The following is a 23,087-nucleotide window of genomic DNA, read 5'->3' on the forward strand; positions in this document are numbered from 1 at the left end:
ACTGATTCTCAGATGTTCTGCATCGAGTCGCAGTAATGTGTCCATACTAAGCGTTGAAATATTAATAAGGAGAGGCTGAAATGGATCTGCAAAGTGGTAAATTGTACTGGCCCACTACGGTGGTTAATCCTCCTTCTTATCCTAAGCTGGAAGAGGATATAGCTTGCGATGTATTGATTATTGGTGCGGGCAGCTCCGGTGCCCAATGCGCAAGTATCCTCAGTGAACAGGGGATGTCCGTCGTTGTGGTGGACAAAAGAAAAGCTGGAGAAGGCAGCACCAGCACTAATACAGCATTAATTCAATATGCGGGAGAAAAAAGCTTTGTATCGCTGAGCCACTCTTTTGGCGAAGAGGTCGCCGCTCGTCATCTTAAACTATGTGAGCAGTCCATTAACGACATAGAGCGGGTAAGCCTGCAGTTACCCATTGATCCGGATTTCATAAGACGGGACAGCCTGTATTATGCAAGCTGCAAGGAAGATGTCTCTGCCTTGACCGAAGAACACGTTCTCCTTCAGAAGCACGGGTTCAAAGTTGATCTGTTGGATGCGCAGCGTATATCCGGCCTCTATCCTTTTCAGAAAGAAGCAGCGCTTTACTATTATGATGATGCTGAGATGAACCCGCTTAAATTTGTTTACGGGCTTCTTGAGAAGGTTAAGTCACAGGGAGGAAAGATTTATGAGGATACGGAAATAACAGGAAGACGCTTCGAACAGGAGTATGCCCTGTTTTACACCAAGGAACACCGCGAAATCCGGGCCAGACACGTCATTATTGCAGCCGGTTATGAAGACAGCGACTTTAAAACCGAAAAAAATGCTACACTGGCCAGTTCCTATGCAGTCATTACCAAGCCGGTCGCCGACCTCTCAAGCTGGCCTAAAAGAACATTAATATGGGAGACCGCACGCCCTTATGTTTATATGCGTACTACCCCTGATGACCGGGTCATTATTGGAGGAATGGATAAGGAGACCTCCTTCGCCGCAACAAGGGATTCTAAAATCCCTGCAAGCAGGGACAAACTTCTTGAAGCCTTTAAAACGCTCTTTCCGGATATACCGGCTCAGCCGGAATACTATTTCGGAGCCTTTTATGGCGGAACACATGATGGCTTGCCTGTCATCGGCCAATATGAAAGCTATCCGCATTGTTATATCCTTATGGCTTACGGGGATAACGGAACTGTATATAATGGTGTTCTGGCCAAAGTTGTTTCGGACATGATACTAAATGGATCCAGCCCCGATTTGGACCTCTACCTGCAGAGCAGCCCCCTTGTTCACCGGTAAGATGGATGATCAGACTTGTCCGCTTATCGTTCTTGGTATAAAAAAACAACCCCAGTGAGTTGTCAGATTGTCAAAGAAACCCCGGTCATTAAAACAGCAAGCTTCCGAATTATCGGTAGCTTGTTGTTTGCCTTTTTAGCACTGGCAGCTGTTTATAACTCGATTGTTCAGTGTGATCTACTTCAGAATCATGACGCGGTAAATCAAGCGCGGTCGCCGACGTGTTTTCTTGAGTTTTTGGTGGCTGGATTAATTTTGGGAATATCCAGACCCCACATTTCCGGCAATCATTTTAGTATAAAATCAGATGAGTCGGGGAATCTAACGTTGATGAAAAGGAGGGGTCAAATTCTCAATGAATACGCCAACGCTAGCGCCGCACGAATCGATGGAACTGCATGAAGCGTTAAACTTTAAAACGCTCTGCCTCGCTAAGTCAAAACTTATGCAAGGCCTGGTCTTTGACCAAGAGCTAAAAGCGTTAATGCAGAAAGACGTACTTCAATCCACACAACAGATCGCCGAGCTGCAAGCAATCTACGCAAGAGCTCCTTTCCAAGCGCCTGTTCCGAATAGCCCCACACCTATAACACATTAAAGGGGAACGCAAATGAATACTGATTATCAAGACCCGATTAATTCATTAAATATGCCAGAAATGGCAGATATGACTTTCGCAATGGACTTCCTTCTTCGTGCCAAGGAGGGAGTGCGAAATTTGTCTATCTCCCTGACGGAAACGGCTTCTCCTGATGTAAAAGCGCTGCTGCGTAATCATCTTAAGCAGGGGATTGCTTTGCACCAAGAAATCACGGACCTCATGATTCGCAAAAAATGGTTTCATCCTTACGAGCTGAACGAACAGTACCAGCTCGACCAGCTTTCGGCGAAAAATATGGTGATGATCGGGCAGATGAATTTGTTCCCGGATGATACGTCGCGTAAAGGGATGTTTGATCGGACCCCAGATGAACATATTGGAGGTCATAATGCATGAAGGCGGTAACCTATCAAGGGATTAAAAATGTCGTGGTCAAAGAGGTACCCGATCCGAAGATTGAGAAACCGGACGATATGATCGTAAAAATCACCAGTACCGCCATTTGCGGTTCTGACCTTCACCTTATTCACGGGATGATCCCTAACCTTCAGGAGAATTATGTCATCGGGCATGAACCGATGGGGATCGTAGAAGAAGTAGGCCCCGGCGTGACAAAGGTAAAGAAAGGCGACCGTGTGATCATCCCGTTCAACATCGCATGCGGAGAATGCTTTTTTTGCAAAAATCAGCTGGAAAGCCAATGTGACAAGTCAAACGAACACGGGGATATCGGGGCCTATTTCGGCTACTCCGGAACGACCGGCGGATACCCTGGCGGGCAATCCGAGTATTTACGAGTCCCGTACGCAAATTTTACCCACTTCAAGATTCCCGAAAACTGCGAACAACCGGACGAAAAGCTAAGCTTGATTGCCGATGCAATGACGACCGCATTCTGGAGCGTAGATAACGCAGGTGTAAAGAATGGAGATACGGTCATCGTACTCGGCTGTGGTCCGGTCGGACTTCTGGCCCAGAAATTCTGCTGGCTGAAGGGGGCAAAGCGGGTCATCGCCGTTGACTATGTCGATTACCGCTTGCAGCATGCGAAGCGAACGAACAATGTGGAAATCGTAAACTTTGAACAGGATAAGAATATCGGCAACAATCTCAAGGAAATGACCAAAGGCGGCGCGGATGTCGTGATTGATGCGGTAGGAATGGACGGAAAGATGAGCGATCTCGAATTTCTAGCCAGCGGTATGAAACTGCAAGGCGGCACCATGAGTGCATTTATCATTGCGTCTCAGGCTGTCCGCAAAGGCGGGACCATCCAAGTCACTGGGGTATACGGCGGACGCTATAACGGATTCCCGCTAGGCGACATCATGCAGCGCAACGTGAATATCCGTTCGGGACAAGCTCCGGTCATTCACTACATGCCGTATATGTACGAATTGGTTACTTCGGGCAAAGTGGACCCTGGAGACATTATTACGCACGTCATTCCGCTCAGCGAGGCCAAACGCGGCTATGAAGTGTTCGATACGAAAACAGACGATTGCATCAAAGTCGTCTTAAAGCCTTGAATATGGATAGATACAGGGAGGACGATCTGAATGAATTCCAATTACGCCTTGCATGAGATGCTGGAGGTTCATGAAATCGCTGCGTTCAAGACCGTTTGCATGACCAAATCCAAAACCATGCAAGCTCTGGTAACCGACCCGGAGCTCATACAAATTTTGCAGCAAGACGTGCAATTATCACAGCAGCAGCTTCAGGAGCTCGGTGGTTTGCTGTCTAAAGTGACCCTATAGGAGGGAAAAGATGAACATAATATTAGAACACTTGACAGGGCTTCATACGCTGACCGACGACGTGATCGCAATGGATTTTTTGATGAACGCCAAGAACGGAGTCAGAAACTACGCCATGGCCGTAACCGAATGTGCCACTCCCGAAATCAAGCAAATTTTGATGAAACAGCTCGACGAAGCCATAGACTCCCATGAACAGATAACAAACTACATGATGCAGCGTGGCCTATACCATCCCTACACTATTCCAGAGCAAATTCAGCTCGATCTGAAAAATATTCAGACCGCTATGAACATTCCGTCCTGACACCGAGCAAGTCAGACCTCTGGCCCCCAAGTCATTCAAAAGTGACTTGGGGTTTTTCCTCGATATACTATTTTATCCAATTTGAATGTGCTGGCTGATCATTGAATAACTTGGCTAGCCCTAATTAAACTCCCGGATCTTTTCCAGCGCGGCTATCGGTTAACGGGCTTCGGTAAGCAGGTAATTTAGTTAACATAATAATATTTATGTCACTAAATATGTTTAATGATCCAGGTGTTACCCTAGCCTTTAAGAAAAAAAAGACACAGGGTGCTCCTGTGTCTGATCAAAGCGAATAAATTGCAAAACTTTCACCAGAATCGTTTGCTCACTTGCCTGTCCATCTTCCTACAGAATGCTCCTGTAAAACCCCAGTTTGTAAAAAAACTCCTGCTGCCCGGGTAGCATATTCATCAGACAGAGCCCGAAGGGAAATGTTCCGCCTACTTCTACCCTCTTCTTTCAATCCTTCCCGATATATTTCTCGAACGCTTCCATAATCTGCCGATCGGTTTCGTCCGGGTGCTCATAATAGCGGAAGTCGGTAATTTCCTGTCCCAATAACCCCTTATACCCATAATCGTTCAGCGTTTGGATCATGGACGCCAGCGGAAAGGTTCCATCGCCCCAAGCCAGGTGGCCGTAAGGTGTCCCATCGATGAAATGGAGGTGGACGATCGACTCGCCTGCCGTCTCAAACCACTGCTCCAACGTCTCTCCGGCAATGCCCATCGCCGTGGTGTCCACCATCAACCGGAAGGCCGGAGAAGCGATTTCATCCAGCATTCTTTTAGCATCAGCGAGCGTGGTCACAATCTGCGATTCTTCCGGACGCAGCGCCTCCATGGCGATCACCACACCTTCCTGTTCCGCTGCGTGTGCTTCCGGCGTAAACGCGCCGATCGTCAAGCCGCGGGCCGCCGCCTTGTGCCGGACGCTTGTGCAGTCAGTGAATATTCATTCCTGCAACTTGCTGACGCTGTATACCGGGCATCGTAACAACTCCTTCATAAGAGATATTAATTCATCTAATTTGGAAATCCGTCTTTTTCGTTAATTGTGCTGATCACTATCGATAGTTCATATATTCACCCCTTTAGTATTTCGTTATATAACGTATTGTCAAAAACATATAACCGCTTTCAAAACCGGCGTCAAGGCCAACATCCGAAAGTCCACAATATAAATGGGATTGGTACCGTACGATTTCATTCCTTTAACGTGCTCTCTTTTTCTTAAGCTATGATTAAGTAAATCAAATAACCACCTGCAAGGAACTGCATGCAGGTGGTTATTCCAATAATAAGTGCCTAAGCTTTTTTTACCGTGAAGTAAACTTGATAGGGTTCATAGCCGATATCACGAATTCTTCTCAGCTGAATTCCCGGGTCCTGATTTGCGGTCTTGAAGAAATAGCGCCAGCTGCCCCACTCACGTTCATTTTCCATAATTAATTCAGAGGCAACATCATCTAATGGTGTAAAGAGAATCCTCTCATTCTCACAAATACCAGCCAGTACCTCAGGACCAAAACGAAACGCTCCTGTCTGTTCGTCGTCCGGCAGAGGAATAAAACGGATGCCGACAGGCAGAATGATACTGATTCGATCGCCGTCCTTCCAATTCCGCAATATTTTATAGAATGTATGGTTATCCGCAGATTTCCCATGAAACTGATCGTTCACATAGATGCTGGCTTCCGACATGATCCAGTCCGGAATCCGGAAATGGATGGCAAACTCATTAGATGTGCCCGTATGGACTACGAAATCATACTTTTTATAATTAGGCAGATTCTCGTGAAGCGCTGTAATCTCATTCAATTCCTGCTGTCCTGCAGTATTCGAAGAGTTCAGCATGCTTCCACTCATATGATCCTGAGCTTGATGAATCCGGACGTTCTCTCCGTTGATCTCTGTTGTCAGCTCAGAATGGAAATACTGGCATACAAAGACATCCTTATGATCCTGATAATAAATGCCTCTGTTTAATGCTGCATTTGCTTGTACCATAGTTCCGTGGCAGCAGAAGAAACTATCGGTCTCCGAACTCCAATCCTTCCTGAGGCCTGCCTTCATCGGCAGGAAATAAGTGAGCAGCCCTGATCCGGGATAACCGTGCTTATTGCCGGTCAGGTGATATTCCTGGTAATAGGCTTGAGCCATAATACCGTTATACAAATTATATTCGATATACTGTGCATATGCCGGATCTGATGTATGCCGGAAGAGAAACTCTGCCAGACGAATCATGTTATAAACCGTACAATGCTCTTGATTCTTATCACCAAGTCGTGCCTTGATCTTCATTTTCGGCATCCACACTTCACCGGCAGTATTTCCGCCAGTTGCCAGCGTCCCTCTCTCTGTGACAGCACATTTCCAGTAGGCAGTGACAATGTCCATCCATCTTTGTTCGCCGGTTACTTCGTAAGCTCTGGCACATCCGAGTACTTCAGGAATGGTCGTGTTGGCATGCATGTTGGTCAGAGGGTCTTTATTTTCCAGTAACGGGTGAAAAAGTCTGCTGCGATAATAACGCTCCAGCAAGGCAGTATATTTATCATTCCCTGTAATATGGAGCAGGTCCGCCCAAGCTTCAAGCATACCGCCTGTCTCCATGTCCAGAATGTCATCGAATTTCTCTCTTGAGAAGGTGCTGCTCCATTCGACGAACCAGTCTGCAAAACGATCGGCTACTTCGAGCGCCTTTTGGCTGCCGGTAAATTGGTACATATCGACAAGTCCCATAAATAACTTATGGATATTATACTGTGGAGCCCATATCCCTTTTCCTTTTGCGATCCAATGTAAATATTTCTCTGGAATAGGCCCAGCCCATTGTCCGCCGTTATCTTCCTGGCATTCGGCGAGCTCGTCTAATATGAGATCCGCTTTGATTTTGAGTTCCAGATCACCCGTCTCATGAAACCGCATAGCCGCAGCAGACAGCCAATGTCCAAGAAAGTGTCCCCGGATCTGACAGACTGGCGTCTCCCATCCCCCATGTGCATCCTGAGGAATATCTCTGCCATGATATCTTCCTGCTTCTACTTTATAGTTAAACAGGAGATTATCATTCGTCAGTTTCATTAAATACCGTCTGTTTGCTTCTTCCCTGCGTTTCAAATCACCATCATGAAGAACGACATGTTTGCCTTTCAGTTCTATCATCGTCTGCAGCCCCTTAATCGATTGACTTTGATTTTACAATGAAATTATAAAGCAGCATGTCCGGTAATCCAATGATGAATACGCATACAAAGTTGATTCATACTGATTATTAAAGCAAGCTTTGCTGAATTATAAAACTTAGATATTTTATAACAAGTACTATTCTTTTTCTAACTAAGTATAAAAAATATACTTTTGGAGAATAACAATGAAATATGACTCTAATTTTGACCAATTATGCCCGGCAACCTATGCGTTTAGCGTTATTGGTGGTAAATGGAATTAATTGAAGGATCTGATGGATTAACGGTACCGCCTTATTAAAGGACGGTACCGTTTCTGCTTGTAGATTTCCTAAGATCAATTCTGTCTGTTCTCAACAGATTTCATACGGTTTTGATCGTCAGGCTTTCGATCATTACTGAATTCCTGGCCTGCTTCTACCTCACCATCGCCGCAAACACCCCGGGCAAAATTTGTGAACTGTCTTTTGTGCTCATCCAGCTCGTGTTTTTGCTTAAGAAGCTTCTGAGAATCCTGATTTGTCATAAGGTTAACCTCCCAAAAATGGAATCAAGTTGTTTATCCGCACTACAGAAGTTTCCCATAACAGAACGATTCTTATACTGAAATTCTGTTCATTTGCTGCTTCAGCTCCGGTTTTCATTGAAGCCAATCTGGTTGCAGCATTAAAAAAGCCCTTAAATATCAAGGACTTTAGTGCAAGACTATAGTTTCAATGTCTGCGGCAATATCTTTCATGTTAACAGGCTATGCCTATTTTCGAATCGCTTTAAAAGACTCGGTCTGCTGTGTAATGCCCTTTTCCGCCGCAAAGCGCTCAACGCTCGACGCGCCGAAGAATCCATGGATGCCCTTCGCTCTCTTAATGACATAAGCCGCATCCTCCGGCTCGGCGATGGGACCACCGTGGCAAATAATCATGATATCCGGATTCACAGTAAGGCCTGCTTCAATAATCGCCTCGATTCGCTCTACACAGTCGTCCAAGGTCAGCGCTGTTTTTGCACCAATCGTTCCTTTGGTCGTCAAGCCCATATGGGCAACCAAAATGTCAGCTCCCGCCTCTGCCATGGCTTTCGCCTGCGCAGGATCAAAAACATACGGAGTGGTCAGTAAATCCAGCTCATGGGCGGTACGGATCATTTCAACCTCCAGATCGTACCCCATACCGGTCTCCTCCAGGTTTTGTCTAAACACTCCATCAATCAAGCCTACTGTAGGGAAGTTCTGAACACCGCTGAAGCCCTGCTCCTTCAATTGCTTCAGATATACCTCCATCACTCGAAAAGGATCGGTGCCGCATACCCCTGCCAGAACAGGCGTGTGCTTGACGACGGGCAGTACCTCGGCTCCCATCTCAACTACGATTTGATTGGCATCTCCATAGGACAGCAAGCCCGCCAGTGAACCGCGGCCTGCCATTCTGTACCGGCCGGAATTGTATACAATCAACATGTCTGCTCCGCCCGCTTCACTGCTCTTGGCCGTAATCCCCGTGCCTGCCCCGACACCGAGGAGAATCTTGCCCATCTTCACCTCAGCCTTGAATTTGGCTATAATTTCTGATCTGGTTAACTTATTCATTACTATATCCTCCTTATTGTGTTAGGAATTTGATGCATGCATGAGTGCAATCAGCTTTTGGGCTGCGGCCTCGGCAAAGACCGGATCGTTGATGGCGCAATCCATTTCAATCACTTCAACCCTCGAGCGGTCGACATGCTGACGCAGGGTATCGAACAGCATTTGGTCCTCCTCCGGGCCGTAGAACGGCTGCCCTTCCACATCAATTGCGGAAATGCCCCTAAGCGGCAGCAGCAGCACTGTGCTTTCCTTGGCCATGTTCAGCTTCTCCGCAAGCTTCCTGCCGATCTGTTCATTCTCTGCCACTGTCGTTCTCATCAGGGTAACGGTCGGATTATGCTGATAAAACGTATGATCCTTGAATTTCTCGGGTACGGTATCTGCCGGTCCAAAATTGCACATATCCAAGGCGCCTACCGAGACTACCTGCGGAATGCGTTTGCGGCCTGCTGCCTCCAAGCGGTGTGGTCCCGCATTCAAAACACCGCCGATGATCTCATCCGCCCACTCGGTCGTCGTCAAGTCCAATACCCCTTCAATGAAACCCGCGTCGACCAACGCCTCCATCGACTGCCCGCCGATGCCCGTGGCGTGGAACACAAGCACCTCGTAGCCCCGCTCCTCCAAATATTTTCTTGCCGCTGTCACACAGGGCGTCGTTACTCCGAACATCGTGGCCGCAACGAGCGGCTTCTTCTCCGGTTGATGCGTATGCTCAAACTTAAGCATTCCCGCCAGCGCAAATAAGGCATTTGTAAATATTTTCGTAGAAATCGAATTCAATCCTGCTACATCCACCACAGACGGAATCATGACAATATCGCTCGTGCCTACGTATGGAGCTGTATTTCCAGACGCAACAGTCGATACCATCACCTTCGGAACGCCAATCGGCAGGGCTCTCATGGCCGGTGCGACCAGTGAGGTTCCACCCGTGCCCCCAAAGGAAAGGATTCCGTCAAATTTGCCCTGCTTGTACAACTGGGGTACCAGCTTCATCAGCCCATTGGACAAGATCTCTGTAGCCAAAGCCCGATCCTTTCTTGACGCAAGCTCCTCCATATCCATGCCTGCGGCGCTGGCGACCTCCCGGTTGGACACATCCGGAACAAAGGCCGGCTCGAATACACCCGTATGAATCGTTAAGGTCCCCAGCCCAAGCTCTTCTGCAATTCTCTTGATGTAAAGGTACTCCTCACCTTTGGTATCAAATGTTCCAGCTATTGCGATGGTCTTCATCTGCTGCCTCCTCATATGAATCATTTAGAACAGTGCTCAATCACAGGTAGCGAGCGCTATAGCTTCATCATACGGGTCCTGTCCAACTATGGAAACGCTTTTATGTTCTATGTTCTTGTGTTTAGGTTAGATCGGAACAGCTTGGGAGAGCAGCCCTTCAGCTTTTTAAACATTTTGCTGAATTGGGCATAATCCGGATACCCTACCATCGCTGCCACCTCAGATAATTGAAGCTGCGGCGCCTGGAGCAGCGTCGCGGCTTTATTGATGCGAAAGTTTACAAGATAGGTCTGAAAACTGCAGCCCACCTCCTTTTTAAACATGCTGCTCAAATAGCTGCGCGAAACATGAGCAACCTTGGCGAGATCCGAAAAAACAATTTCATCGCTGTAGTTTTGGGCCACATATTCCTTGACAAAGTCGATATAATCATAATGCCTGGTGATGCCGTTCAGCATTTTGACCATAAAATCGTCCTCATCCAGCTTGCCCAGACGCTTAAAATCACGGGTGATTGCCGTAATCGACTTCTCGGATGGAATTCGTTCAAAGGCAGAACCGCCAATATAGCCCATAATGTCTGTGTTGTTGCTGTACATGTACTGGACATCGACCGGTGTCTTTACCGGACCGCCGTAAACCATCTTGATCACATCCGGCTGAAGCTGCCCGCAGGCAGCGAAAATGCGCAGCGCCTTTGCTTTGGCTGCCTCTAAGGATACAACCTTCCGCGCACCCAATAATCCGCCTTCAGTCAGGCCAAGATGAGCACAGATCACATCTGCCCCCGCCCCGATCATTTGGTTCGCTTGAAGCTCGTCAAATACGAAGGCCACCGTAAACAACTCCTGCTGATGGGCCAGGCGTATGGCCTCAACCTCTCTGTCATAGCTGATTCCGTCTTCCTCCAGAGCCTCTCTGAATAATCCGTCCATCAGGCCGACCGTCGGATAATTATTGACTCCCGAAAAACCTCTGCCCTTGATTTCCGCAATATAGCTGGCCATTTCTCTGGTCGGATCATTCGCATTCAGTCCAAAGAGCACGGGAGCATGCCTCACCAGCGGCACAATTTCTCTTGACGCAAAGTCCATCACCATATCATTACTGTTGCAGAACGGTAAAAAGCCCGCCAAAGAGCTTCTCCCCATCTGGCGAAACTTGCCGGAGTTCAGCATTAATATAAAGTCCGCTCCGCTCTGAGCAGCATATTTGGCTGTAATCCCCGTGCCTGTCGAGACGCCAATGATGTGATTACCCTCGTGCAGCTGTGATTGAAGTCGCTCCAGTATGGCTGTTCTGTTCAAGCTCTCTCGCTCCTTATCTCTGCAGGAATCTGACGGCTGAAGGCATTCTGACCGCTGCTCCATAGCCCGTTATCGCCAGCACGTTCGTCATCAGATTCGAACTCCCATGTTCCATTCAGATGCTGCCAGTCTGGCCTTACGAATTGCGGACGCGGATATGCTGTCCGCAGGATGGATGAAGTCATGGCTCACATTCCCTTCTTTTATGAAATACAAAACATATTTCCTTTTACTCTTCCAATGGATAATCGTCCAACGTATTACGGTCATTTAACAGCTTCGGAATCTTCACGGTCACTGTCGTCCCATGGCCGGACCGGCTTTCTATGGCGGTCCCGTAACCCTCTCCGAACATCAGCCGGAGCCTGTGATGGATATTCGTCAGCCCAATGCCTTGTGCTGTTTGGCCTGCTGACGCTTGCTCCGGGTACTCCAAGCCCAGCTTGGCCTGGAGGGCGGCCAGCTCCTCCGGCTCCATTCCCCTCCCTGTATCTGTAATACAGAAGCACACATCCCCATGTGCATCCATGCTTCCGGTAACCAGGAGCCGCCCGCCTTGGTCCATCCGCTCCAGCCCGTGGTAGACGGAATTCTCCACAATGGGCTGGAGGATCATCTTGGGCGTTTGCATATCCATCAGCCTGTCCTCCACATCAAGCTCCATGGAGAATTTATTCTCATAACGGATTAAGATAATCTTCATATAAGCCTGAATACAGTCAATTTCTTCCTTGACCTGTACAAGATCATCCTTCTTGATGCTGTAACGGAAGATTTTAGACATGCAAAACGTAATCTGCGCAATCTCTCTGCTTCCGTATTCCAATCCGATGCTGCTGATGCAATTCAGCGTATTATAGAGGAAATGGGGATTGATCTGGCTTTGCAGGGCAGAAAACTCCGCCTGCTTCTGGCCCAGCTCAGATTCGTACAATCTGGCCTGGGTATTGAACATATCTCTGGCCATTTCCTCCATTTCATCCATCATCCGGTTAATGTCGCAGGCCAGCAAGCCTACCTCATTGGTAAACCGGACTTTAATGCGGAAGCCCATATCCCGCCTCCCCACCTTCTTCATATCCATAACAAGTCCCATCAACGGACGCATCAGATTATTCATGAAGAAACTGCCGGTTAAGAGCATGGTTAGAATAATGCCAATGCCTACGATAATGCTGACCTTCCGCATGGGCGTCATATCCGCGGTCAGTTCACGCACCGGAATCATACTAACCACCCGCCACCCATCTGCTTGCTCCAAACCTTTGACCTGGACAAGAATGTCTTCCCCGTCGATGGTTGCTTTTACGCCATTAAGCAAGATGTCCTTATCCATAGACAGAACATCTCTGAACAACGTGCCCCGGGCATTAGAATTCGTGGATGCAATCACCTCGTCCTGGCTATTCAGAATGTACAAGGTAGAGCCCTGCGTTAATTCCGTATTTTCTACCAGCCCCTGCAGCTTGTCCATATTGACCATCACGGTGCAGTAACCTGTAATCTGGGAGAAATAGATTCCCCCAATGTTCTCCACAATCGGCGCGATATAGAAGAACTGTTCCGTACCTGTCCGGTCGTCCTTCAGAATCGTGGTGAACATCCCCTGCTTCCGCAGCAAGGGGTCATCCTTATATTTCTGAATAAAAGTTTCATAGGGGTTGATGAAGAAAATATCGCCGCTTGCCGAGTCCAGACTGTGCAGCCGCCTTCCCTTGATGTCGTTAATGACGATGCCGTTCACATAGGAATTGAAGGATCTCATATATTCCATAAGATCCAGTGCATACGGACCGCTGTCGAACGCTCTTTTGTAGTCATCATCCACCACGGAGAATTCCTGAATCAGCTTGCTGTTGACCGCAATGCCGGTGCTGACCCGGATATCATTGAACACAGAATCAATCTTGCGGCGGGTCTGCTCAATCATCTGGTTGCCGTAAGTGGCAGCTCGCTTCTGGGTTAAATTAGAGAAGCTATGGAAGAAATATATTTCCATGACGGTAAATATAACGATCGAGAAAAAAAAGATAAGCCATATCTGATGTTTTAATTTCACTTTACTGGTCTTCATGGCTTACCGCTCCGATCCGATTAGCTTTTTCTGAATTTGGTGGGCGTCATCCCGCAATGCTTCTTGAACACTTTATTGAAATAATAATAATCCACATACCCGGACTTAACGGCAATTTGCTCAATGGACAGGTCCGTCTGCTTCAGCAGCTCCCGGGCTTTCCTGATCCTCAGCTCTGCCACATATTCGGAGAAGGTTCTGCCCAGATTGTTCTTGAACAACTGACAGCAATACACCTGATTAATGAAGAACTGGACAGACAAATCCTTCAGATACAATTTCTGCTCAAAGTTCCGGTCGATATAGGCGACCATCCGGTTGAAGCAGGATAGGATGTCCCCTTCCTGCAAGGAACGGCTTCTGCCTTGCCGGATGACCGTGAGGACGTCATTCAAGAAGCTGCACAGAGACGCAAAGTCTTCGAACCGTTCCTTGATCTCGGAATAATTGAGGAATTCCAGCTCCATGTCCCTCAGTTCCTCAGCATATGCGTTTATAAGCATCCCTACAGACTGATTCCATAAGTAGACCACCTCACCCATGCCCAGATGATGGTTCCTGAAGTATGCCTGCAGCCCTGTAATGTACACATCCATATCGTCAAGCGAATTCCCGTGAATGATCGTATAGAGACCATCAATGCAAGGTTTCATGAGATGAAACTTCGGCTCATAGTGAACGGCTTCTGCCGTCTGCTCCAGAAAAATATGCGAGGCGGACAGGTCAGCTTCTTTAATCAGCTTGCTCACCTGCTGAAGCTGGCTGGTGATGCTGCTGATGCCCACACTTTGGATTCCCGTCTCCGTCAGCACCCCTTCATCCGGGGTCCACTCCAAGCCGCTCAGATGCTCAGCCATCCGTACGACGAGCAGCTTTCGGGACCCGGCTTCAACCTCCACTGCAGTTATGTTCCTGCCCTCCAGAGACAGCAGCTTCCTGATATCCTTAATGTCACTCCGCAAATAGACCGCAAATACCTGGTAATAGCATACATCCATGCTGGCCGGAAGCGGCAGGAACCGCCTGATCTCGGTCTCATCCCCCGAGGTCAGCGCATCCAGAAGAAGGTGATTGCGCGTTGCGCTTCTCCGGGAGAAGTGAGTGGCCAGCTTCGCAATGAATGTATCCGCCATATCGACATCCAGAGGCTTCAGGAAATAATCGAGCGCCCCGTAGCGTATCGCTTCCTGGGCGTATTCAAATTCCCCATATCCGCTTACGATGACAAACTCAGTGTTCAGCCCTTGCGCTTTGGCCCGCTTCATCAGATCCAGCCCGGAGATATCCGGCATCCGGATATCCGTAAACACCAAGTCCGGCTGCTGTGTACACATGGCCTCCCACGCTTTGTAAGCGCTTGTAAATTGTCCTGTGATTTCAAAACCGTATTTCTCCCAGTCAAAGGCGTTCTGAATTCCTCTTATCGCCCATGACTCATCATCTACAATCATGACCTTGTACATGGGTCGCCTCCTGAACCTATGAATTCATCGTTCTAATAGAACCAGGGTCCAAGGACAGCAAACGAAATTAGGATAAACCACGGTGAAGAATAATCAGTGGTTTATCCGGATTCCATGATGACCTATTGTTTGGCTGTGACTTCCCTGTAATTCTTCACATTCTCCTCTTGAACAGCTTTACCGCCGGCGTCCATATATTCTTTAACCAGCTTATCGTACAGGGCGTCGAACTCTGCCGGCTTGGCAACGATCAGCCTGTCAATCATTTGCTTGTTCATGTCGCCCAGGGTTTTGCCGTACTTGATATTGGCTTCGTTCGGTACGCCATAGTTGAAGCTGCTATAGCCGTCCGTTGTATTGATTTTATAGGAATCGGTAGCCAGCTTCTCGTAACTCTTGTCCCCGGCTGCCAGCGCTGCGGCATATGTTCTGACATTCTTGTCGGTATCACCCAGCTCAGCGCCGTTTACAATCACCGTATAATCCATATTCAAATTGCTCATTTGCATATTCTCGCCGGTCTGTGCAATCCCGTGCGGGATGCCGTCTACCAGCTTGTGGTTAACGCCTTCTTCACCGAACTGCAGGAAGAACATCACTTCCGGGTCAGCCATCCAGTTCAGATATTTAATCGCCAGCTCTGCGTTCTTGCTGCTCTTGGGAATGAAAGAGAATATTCCATTCTCATTATATACCTCTTTGAGGTATTTGCCTTCGTCATTTTTGAAGGTATCAACCGGAACATAGTTGGCCTCCGGCGCATTTTGCTTTAGCGGAACACGGATTTTTTGCGTCATCGGATAATCCCAGTTGGCAGCATAGAAGCCTACCTTGCCGTTGGTTACATCGGCATCCGCCTGCTTGGTTGTTTTGTCCAGGGCAAAATCAGGGCTGATCAGCTTCTCATTGTACAGCTTGTTCAGCCATTGGTAAGCCTCCTTGTTACCGGGCTTCAGCCAGTTTGTCGTGGTGACGAATTCCTCCTCCGACATGGTCTTCCAGAACGATTGCACCAGGTTGCCGAAGGTGTAGTTCATACCGGCAGCCGCTGTAGCCCAAGGGATGACGCCGTTCACATTACCGGGGTTCTTGTCACGGAAGGCTACCAGCGTCTCATACAATTCGTCCCGGTTCGTCGGAACCGGCAGGCCCAGCTTATCCAGCCAATCCTTGCGGATGAACATTCCGTTCCAGGCCAGCAGGGTCCGCTTGCCCGGGATGGAGACCTGTTTGCCGTCATATTTTCCGTAGGAGAGAACCTTCTCGCCCAGGTACGACTTCAATTGCTGGCCGTGCTGTTCCAGCAATTCGTCCAGCGTATAGAGTCCCTTGCTTTTGGCGAAGCGGGTGACCAGTGTCCCGTCGTAGGTGAAGGAAATATCAGGGGCCTGGTTCGCGGCCATTAATACATTCAGCTTGTCGACTTCCTGGGATCGGGGGACAGGAACAAATTCTACAATGGCGTTATTGGGCTTGCCGAATTTCTCATTGACGTATTGGGTCCATTTGTTGTTGTTCAAATCCGGCTGTCCCTGAACCCCGCGGTCGAACACTTCTACCGTCAAGGTTACCGGAGCACCGGAAGGGGCCCCAGAGGCCGCCGTTGATGCCTCTGACGACGATGTCTCCCCGCTCTTGTTGCCATTCCCTCCACAGCCTGCCGCAACACCGGCCAGAAGCGTCATACTGAACAGAATTGCTGCTGTTTTCTTTATGCCCGTACTCACGTTAACCACCCTTTCATTCCCCTGTTTGTTGAGATCATCCATGCTGTAGATCTTGTGCAACACTACATTTCCGCTTCTATCCGTCCGGGAATCCCCCCTTCACTCGGATCTGCCGCCCTCAGCCCTTAATCGCTCCGGTCATTACCCCATCTACGAAATACTTCTGGAGCTTCGGATAGATCAGCAGAATCGGAACGGTTGTAAACATCACGCTCGCTGCTTTCAGGGATTCAGGCACGATGAAGGAGCCGATACTTCCTTCTCCCCCCTGCTGGCTATCAAGCTGCTGATTGGCCGAAATGATCTGGTACAGCTTGAGCTGCATAGGATACAGCTCTTTCTTCGTAATATAGAACAAGGCATCCTGGAAGCCGTTCCACCGGTCCACTGCATAGAAGAGGCTTAATGTGGCAATGGAAGGCAGCGAGAGCGGAAGCACAATTCGGATGAGAATGCCCAGATCCGAACACCCGTCAATGGACGCTGATTCCTCCAGACTCTCAGGAAGCGAGGTGAAGAACGTTTTCAGGATGATCAGGTTGAAGACGCTCATGGCGCCCGGCAGAATCAGACTCCATACCGTGTTCATCATACCGAGGTTTTTAACCAGAATATAGGAAGGAATCAGTCCGCCGCTGAAATACATCGTGAAGACGAGGGCTGACAGAATAAAATTTCTTCCCCACAGCCGCTTCTTCGTTAACGGATACGCCGCGCAAATGGTCAGGAACATACAGACGACCGTGAAGACAATTGTAAGCACAATACTGTATCCCAGCGTATACAGCATATCCATATCGCTCAGAATGGTTTTGTACGTTTCAATTGTGAAATCTACCGGCCACAACCCTACCTTCTGGGCCACAATCGCTTCGTTAGAGCTTAGTGAAAGCGCAATCATATATAGGAACGGAACAATACATGTGAAGGACAAGGCCACAATGAATACTATAATCGCAATATCGGCTACACTCATTTTTTTCCCTGGACGCACTTTCTTCATCAGCTTCACCATATTCCATCCTCACCTAATTTCTTCGCGATATAGTTGGCGCCTACGAGCAGGGTCAGACCGACCACGGATTGGAACAAGCCTACCGCTGTAGCCTGGGAGAAGTCTCCCGAACTGATGCCCACTCTATACACGAAGGTACTGATTACATCGGAGTATTCACTGACCAGTGAATTCCCCATCACGAAGGGGCGGTCGAACCCGATGGACACCATCCGGCCAATCTGAAGGATAAGCAGAATGTTGATGGTCGGCTTAATGCCGGGCAGGGTAATATGCCACATTTTGCGAAGCCTGCTGCACCCGTCCATATCGGAGGCCTCATACAATTCCTTATTGATTCCGGTGATCGCCGCCAGATAAATGATGGTCCCCCAGCCGATATTCTGCCAGACGCCAACGAAGATGTAGGTGATCAGCCAGGGGATTTTCTGCGACAGGAACTCAATCTTCTCTAGTCCGAGGGCAGCTATGAAATGATTGACCATCCCGCTGTTCGAGAACATCAGGTATACAATCCCCCCAATGATCACCCAGGACATAAAGTGCGGCAGATACAGGACGGTCTGGGTTATTTTCTTGAATCTGGCCTGTCTCACTTCATTAAGCAGAATGGCCAGTAGAATCGGTGCCGGAAATCCCGCGATCAGATCCAGAACATTCAGCACCAGGGTATTCTTCAGTGCACGATAGAAGCTGTCCTGCTGGAAAATAAAACGGAACACATCAAGTCCCACCCACTCGCTACCCCGTATGCCTTCAAAAATGTTGTAATCCTGGAAGGCCATAATCAAGCCGTAGATTGGAGCATATTTAAAAATGGCAATATAAGAAATAGGCAACAGCAAAAGGGCATACAGAAGGGCATCTCTTTTGATTCGGAGTAGAAAAAGTTTTCCTCTTTTGATCCCGACATGGTTTCGTTGACTGTCTAAAACCGCTTTCATTTCTCTCATCCCTCCGGCTGTAATCAGGAGCGCTCATGTCCTTCATTATACCTGGCGGAGCAAATAAGAAAATGTAATCCCTTAAATGAATTTGGTAATAACTTAAAATCGCCTTAAGTTCGGCCCGTATGAAAATTCTTACCAATCCTTTTGGAGACGTTCTTAAGTCAGTTTGCTAAAAAAGCAGTGCAGACCCAAAACTTGGTCTGTCACTGCTTCTATCATGCATAAGATGCTATAAGAATTAATGAAGTGTCTTAGTAGTCAGGCTCGATGGCCAATCATATACTCTCTTTCTTTAATGCATCAATAATGTTTTCCTTTTTTACTTTCGCACCGGAATAAACAATCGCGGAACCGACAATGACAAATACGGCAACAATGACAGAAAGAATGCTCATCCAAGGGAGGGTGAACCCGTAGCTGAATTTGTTCGCAAATGCCCTATAGATCAGATACATCACGACGAAACTGACGGGGAGACCGAAGAGCAGCGACTTGACCCCATAAAAAATACTTTCATAGTTCATCATTTTCGCAAAGCCTTTTGGGGTCATGCCAACGGATTTCAGCATCGCAAATTCCCGTTTTCGAAGGGATATGCCCGTCGAGACCGTATTAAAAATGTTCGCAATGGAAATCGCTGAAATCAATACGATAAAACCATAAGAAAAGACAGACATCAATAGAATCTGTTGTTCTTCGCTTTTTCTGGATTGATATGAATTGGTGGCATTCAGATTGGTCTCATGCATCTCTTCGATTTCCTGCTGTGTTGTCATCGGTTCCGTACTTTTCAAATAGAGGTATGTCTGAATGCTAGTTATGTCCTCGTCGTCTGCCAATCGATTCATGACGCGCTCCGAAACGATGATATTTAACCCGCCTATTCCTATCGTGTTCATCCCCATAGGAGCTTGATCCGTCAAAGCGGCAACGGAAACTTTATTTATTTCCGCTTTTCTCCCATTATAGAAATTCATTAATTCGATGCTTTGGCCGACATTCGTATACATGGCCTTCGTCCGGACATATTTTCCCGTATCCATATCTTTGTAATGGATCGTATCCATCACGATCGCGGCGGGATGATCCGGATCCGTGAGCTGTTCGTAATCTGCGCCGACCGCTTTGGCATAGGCTTGCAGACCCGAATCGTTCAATGCATGGATCTTAATTTCGTAAGGATATTTCCCGTCTTGCAGTAAACTCTTATCCTTCTTAACCTTCTCTTGCAATTCATCGGCGATGAACGCTTCATCAACCCAAGCGCTCTTAGACAGCTCGTGAATCACGTTGTATTCCTTTACGCCATCCAGGGAGACAATCGATTGTATCAAACGGTCATCTATTCTTTCTCCATTGCTGTACGATACTTCAATATCGAAATTGACGCCTTCCTGCGACAGATCCAGGGATTGTTTCATGCCGGTGATAAAAAACGATACTGTTAAAAACAAAACGATGCTGATGACGAGCGAAAATACGATGGCATGATATCTCCGTTTGTTCCTTTTTAAATTTTTCAGCCCGATTTCCGCTTCGATGCCGAAGAGCCGGCGAATGAACCTCGACGTTTTTACAGCTTTGGCCGTAAGCTTTAAGTCGGTTGTTTGGCGAATCGCGTCCATGGCGGATACCTTGGATGCTCTGATGGCCGGAAGATACGCCGAAATGAAAATCGTCAGCATCGAGACCACACAGATAATCAAGAGCGATAACGGCGTGACGATGAGCACCAGCTGTTCAGTGGTCCATAATACCCCTTGAATCAGTGCGTTCATGAACCAAAAGGTGATCCCAATCCCGGCAAGACCGCACAGGATGCCAATGGGAATGCCCATCAAGCCAATGACGGCTCCTTCAAAAAGCACTGAATTCCTCTTCTGCCTTTTCGTAGCCCCCACGCTCGCGAGCATCCCTAAATGGCGGGAACGTTCCGAGACGGATATCGCAAAAGCATTATAGATGAGCGAAACCGAGCCGATCATAATGACCGCCATCAGAATCACCGCTAAGGAGTACATCATGCTGTACGAGGCTTTGCTTTTGGACAAGCCGTAATAATGAAGCAAATCGTTATTATATTGGACTGTCTCGATATGGTTCCTCTTCGCCAAATTTTCCGCATGAGCGAACAAGGACGGATTAACTTTCTGCAAGACCACCGCCGCATTGACCCGATCGTTTGCACCGATGATGTTTTCATCGATATAGCTAAGGACCGTATAACCCGGGGCCCAAGCTGTTTCCCCTTCGGGAGGTTTGATGAAGCCCACCACCGTATAATCCTTTGTCATTAAATGCTGCAATGTTTCGGTCAATATGCCGTCTTTCCTACGCAGCGATTCAGTCTGATCCAAGGGATTGCCCCCCCCTTGCTCGAATCGTTCACCTACACGAAGGGTTAGACGATCGCCGATTTCAACCTTCATTTTGGCGTTCGTTGCAACGGCTTCAGACATAACGATTTCCTTGTCCGTGTGCGGAAGACGCCCCTTGCTTAATTCAATTGGAAATTGCGTGAAACCTTGTGCATTATATTCCTTGATGAACAAGTACGGTTTATTAGGATTCTGTCCCCCTTCTAATGGGGCATAGCCAAGATCTCTTGTGATCGCAACGGTTTTGGCTGCGTTATCGCCCTGTATCGCCGCGAGCTGTTCTTTGGTTACATCTTGATATTGGACATGCCACTCCCCTGTTTCCGCAATGGTTTGTCTGATCAACAAATCGGAAAAGGAAAAAACAAGCGAAGCGACAGCAGTCACCATGGCAACCGAAATGATGACGCCGATGATGGTTAATAGCGTTCGTTTTTTATTTTGCTTCAGATGCCGGATGGTTAGTGTATTGACAATGTTCATCGCCGGATCACCTCGTCTTTGGCAATCCTCCCGTCTTCAATCGAAATGATCCTGTCGGCTTGCAAGGCGATTCGTTCGTCATGCGTAATCACGATCAGCGTCTGATGATAGGTTTTATTCAACATTTTTAATAGATCGACGATCTCGCTGCTATTCTTGCTGTCCAGATTCCCGGTCGGTTCGTCTGCCAGGATGATTGCAGGATTGCCAATAAGGGCTCTGCCAATCGAAACCCGCTGCTGCTGTCCTCCGGATAACTGATTCGGCAGATGATTTAACCGGTGCTGCAAATGGAGTGTATGCACGAGGCTATTCAGCTGCTTTTGATCTACCTTTTGTTTATCCAGCAAGAGCGGCAGCGTCATATTCTCCTCCACCGTCAGGACGGGAATCAGATTGAAAAACTGATAGATCAGGCCGATTTGCCTGCGTCTGAAGATGGCCAGCTGCGTTTCGTTTAAGGCATACATGTCCGTATCCTCAACAAAAACTTTACCCCCAGACGGCCGGTCCACGCCGCCCAGCATATGGAGAAGCGTCGATTTCCCCGAACCGGACGGGCCGATAATCGCAATGAATTCGCCTTTTTGGACCGAAAAAGAAACCTCGTCAAGCGCCTTCACCGCCGATTCGCCTGTGCCGTATATTTTAGATAAATGTTCGATTCTTAAAATTTCCATGGTCATAACTCCTTGCCCTGATGCTCAGTTCCAGAAATATTTCATCTCTCTAAGTCCAACATCCCACATGGCTACATTTCCCTCAATGGTTATCGTAAGCTCATTTGCCTGTTGGAGAAAAATTTCAGACATATACGACTCATGGCGTAGATAATCTGCAGCTGCGGACAGGAACTCATGTCCATCGATGGCAACGCTGATGCTGCCATGCAAATCCTTTTGATCGGGAATTCCATAATTCAAGGAGAAATACATCTCCTCCTTATTGTCTAACGTATATTTGTACGTTTTCTTGTTTTTGCCTTCGGCGCTATACACATTATATTGGGGTTCTACGTCTTGGCCGCCAATTTTGAGACGGTATCGTTTGGTCCCCGCCGAAGGATTTCCGGTGCTGTCTTTCAATTCGTTGATCGCCACAAAGGGGCCTTTTTCTTTGGTGAGCGCTTTGTCAACCAGCCCGAAGCTTCCCCAAATCCCGATCATAAGGACAACAATGGAAATGCCCGCAGCAGCAATATTTCTCCATACATTTTTTGTGCGAAAGCCAAATTTGTACGCCCCGAATCCGACTGCTGCGCCCATTGAGTTCTGAATAACGTCATTCATATCAAAGCTGCCGAGCAAAGTTAATGCCTGAAGGGTCTCCAGTACAAGTATGGAAAGGATAAACAATGTCATGAATCGAATAAAGCTGGTCCGGTATAACAATGGAATCAATATGCCAAAAGGGATAAAAGCTGCGATGTTCCCAAAACCCACAAGATCCATCACTGTAGGATGTAGAAGATCCGATAGGCCCGGCAGCCTAAAAAAATCATCCGGTAAAAAAATAAAGGTGTATTCGGTATTGAACTCTACAGTACCTGCTCTGCCGAAAGCGAGAAACATAAAATAAAGAATAAAAAGGGTATAGAATAGGGTAATGGTAAAAATAATCTTCCGCTGTTGCTTCAAATGCATTGTCATACCTCCATAGTTTAGCTGATGAATATCATTTTATCTGTCTAAAATGACTTTCAAG

General features: G+C 47.7%; 21 protein-coding genes. 6 read left to right on the forward strand and 15 right to left on the reverse strand.

What is annotated here, in order from left to right; translation table 11 throughout:
• Positions 1-80 precede the first annotated feature (80 nt).
• From PGRAT_RS15280 to PGRAT_RS15305, 6 genes are all read left to right on the forward strand, one after another.
• Positions 81-1,298: an NAD(P)/FAD-dependent oxidoreductase gene (locus PGRAT_RS15280; RefSeq protein WP_025703249.1), complete on the forward strand. Its 1,218-nt coding sequence runs from the start codon at positions 81-83 to the stop codon at positions 1,296-1,298.
• Between the two features lie 355 nt (positions 1,299-1,653).
• Positions 1,654-1,896 carry a hypothetical protein gene (locus PGRAT_RS15285; RefSeq protein WP_025703248.1) on the forward strand — a complete coding sequence of 81 codons (243 nt, stop codon included), beginning with the start codon at positions 1,654-1,656 and terminating at the stop codon, positions 1,894-1,896.
• 12 nt (positions 1,897-1,908) lie between these two features.
• Complete coding sequence (locus PGRAT_RS15290) at positions 1,909-2,295, forward strand: spore coat protein (RefSeq protein WP_025703247.1); 387 nt, start codon at positions 1,909-1,911, stop codon at positions 2,293-2,295.
• The gene (locus tag PGRAT_RS15295; protein WP_025703246.1) at positions 2,292-3,428 is read left to right on the forward strand and encodes a zinc-dependent alcohol dehydrogenase; all 1,137 of its coding nucleotides are present in this window, start codon (positions 2,292-2,294) and stop codon (positions 3,426-3,428) included. Before PGRAT_RS15290 ends, PGRAT_RS15295 begins: the two co-directional genes overlap by 4 nt.
• Before the next feature lie 30 nt (positions 3,429-3,458).
• Positions 3,459-3,659 carry a hypothetical protein gene (locus PGRAT_RS15300; RefSeq protein ID WP_025703245.1) on the forward strand — a complete coding sequence of 67 codons (201 nt, stop codon included), beginning with the start codon at positions 3,459-3,461 and terminating at the stop codon, positions 3,657-3,659.
• A 10-nt stretch (positions 3,660-3,669) separates the two neighbouring features.
• Positions 3,670-3,966, forward strand: coding sequence for a spore coat protein (locus PGRAT_RS15305; protein WP_025703244.1), 297 nt, complete (start codon positions 3,670-3,672; stop codon positions 3,964-3,966).
• A 462-nt stretch (positions 3,967-4,428) separates the two neighbouring features.
• On the opposite strand, the gene PGRAT_RS15310 is transcribed toward PGRAT_RS15305, so the two are convergent.
• The 15 genes from PGRAT_RS15310 to PGRAT_RS15380 all read right to left on the reverse strand — a co-directional run bounded on the left by PGRAT_RS15310 (position 4,429) and on the right by PGRAT_RS15380 (position 23,026).
• Entirely contained in the window at positions 4,429-4,875 is a 447-nt protein-coding gene (locus PGRAT_RS15310; protein ID WP_025703243.1) for a sugar phosphate isomerase/epimerase family protein, read from the reverse strand.
• Positions 4,876-5,276: 401 nt separating this feature from the next.
• Positions 5,277-7,139: a beta-L-arabinofuranosidase domain-containing protein gene (locus PGRAT_RS15315; RefSeq protein WP_025703242.1), complete on the reverse strand. Its 1,863-nt coding sequence runs from the start codon at positions 7,137-7,139 to the stop codon at positions 5,277-5,279.
• 360 nt (positions 7,140-7,499) lie between these two features.
• Entirely contained in the window at positions 7,500-7,688 is a 189-nt protein-coding gene (locus PGRAT_RS15320) for a hypothetical protein (RefSeq protein ID WP_025703241.1), read from the reverse strand.
• A 228-nt stretch (positions 7,689-7,916) separates the two neighbouring features.
• Positions 7,917-8,747 carry a phosphoenolpyruvate hydrolase family protein gene (locus PGRAT_RS15325; protein WP_025703240.1) on the reverse strand — a complete coding sequence of 277 codons (831 nt, stop codon included), beginning with the start codon at positions 8,745-8,747 and terminating at the stop codon, positions 7,917-7,919.
• Positions 8,748-8,768: 21 nt separating this feature from the next.
• Entirely contained in the window at positions 8,769-9,986 is a 1,218-nt protein-coding gene (locus PGRAT_RS15330; RefSeq protein WP_025703239.1) for a Tm-1-like ATP-binding domain-containing protein, read from the reverse strand.
• 107 nt (positions 9,987-10,093) lie between these two features.
• On the reverse strand, positions 10,094-11,293 hold the full coding sequence (locus tag PGRAT_RS15335) for a phosphoenolpyruvate hydrolase family protein (protein WP_025703238.1): 1,200 nt from the start codon (positions 11,291-11,293) through the stop codon (positions 10,094-10,096).
• Positions 11,290-11,478 (reverse strand): hypothetical protein, encoded by a 189-nt coding sequence (locus tag PGRAT_RS33730; protein ID WP_025703237.1) that lies wholly within the window; start codon positions 11,476-11,478, stop codon positions 11,290-11,292. Before PGRAT_RS33730 ends, PGRAT_RS15335 begins: the two co-directional genes overlap by 4 nt.
• A gap of 44 nt (positions 11,479-11,522) precedes the next feature.
• The gene (locus PGRAT_RS15345; RefSeq protein ID WP_025703236.1) at positions 11,523-13,367 is read right to left on the reverse strand and encodes a sensor histidine kinase; all 1,845 of its coding nucleotides are present in this window, start codon (positions 13,365-13,367) and stop codon (positions 11,523-11,525) included.
• A gap of 20 nt (positions 13,368-13,387) precedes the next feature.
• On the reverse strand, positions 13,388-14,830 hold the full coding sequence (locus tag PGRAT_RS15350; RefSeq protein WP_025703235.1) for a response regulator transcription factor: 1,443 nt from the start codon (positions 14,828-14,830) through the stop codon (positions 13,388-13,390).
• Positions 14,831-14,952: 122 nt separating this feature from the next.
• Positions 14,953-16,557, reverse strand: coding sequence for an extracellular solute-binding protein (locus tag PGRAT_RS15355; RefSeq protein WP_156124067.1), 1,605 nt, complete (start codon positions 16,555-16,557; stop codon positions 14,953-14,955).
• Positions 16,558-16,675: 118 nt separating this feature from the next.
• Positions 16,676-17,572 (reverse strand): carbohydrate ABC transporter permease, encoded by an 897-nt coding sequence (locus PGRAT_RS15360; protein WP_081954752.1) that lies wholly within the window; start codon positions 17,570-17,572, stop codon positions 16,676-16,678.
• Entirely contained in the window at positions 17,566-18,516 is a 951-nt protein-coding gene (locus tag PGRAT_RS15365; RefSeq protein WP_025706734.1) for an ABC transporter permease, read from the reverse strand. The genes PGRAT_RS15360 and PGRAT_RS15365 overlap by 7 nt, the downstream gene beginning before the upstream one ends.
• Positions 18,517-18,797: 281 nt before the next feature.
• Positions 18,798-21,383, reverse strand: coding sequence for an ABC transporter permease (locus PGRAT_RS15370; RefSeq protein ID WP_025706733.1), 2,586 nt, complete (start codon positions 21,381-21,383; stop codon positions 18,798-18,800).
• Complete coding sequence (locus PGRAT_RS15375) at positions 21,380-22,063, reverse strand: ABC transporter ATP-binding protein (protein WP_025706732.1); 684 nt, start codon at positions 22,061-22,063, stop codon at positions 21,380-21,382. The genes PGRAT_RS15370 and PGRAT_RS15375 overlap by 4 nt, the downstream gene beginning before the upstream one ends.
• Before the next feature lie 24 nt (positions 22,064-22,087).
• Positions 22,088-23,026, reverse strand: coding sequence for a VanZ family protein (locus PGRAT_RS15380; RefSeq protein ID WP_025706731.1), 939 nt, complete (start codon positions 23,024-23,026; stop codon positions 22,088-22,090).
• Between the last annotated feature and the right edge of the window lie 61 nt (positions 23,027-23,087).

Source organism: Paenibacillus graminis, assembly GCF_000758705.1.
GTDB classification, from domain to species: domain Bacteria; phylum Bacillota; class Bacilli; order Paenibacillales; family Paenibacillaceae; genus Paenibacillus_AQ; species Paenibacillus_AQ graminis.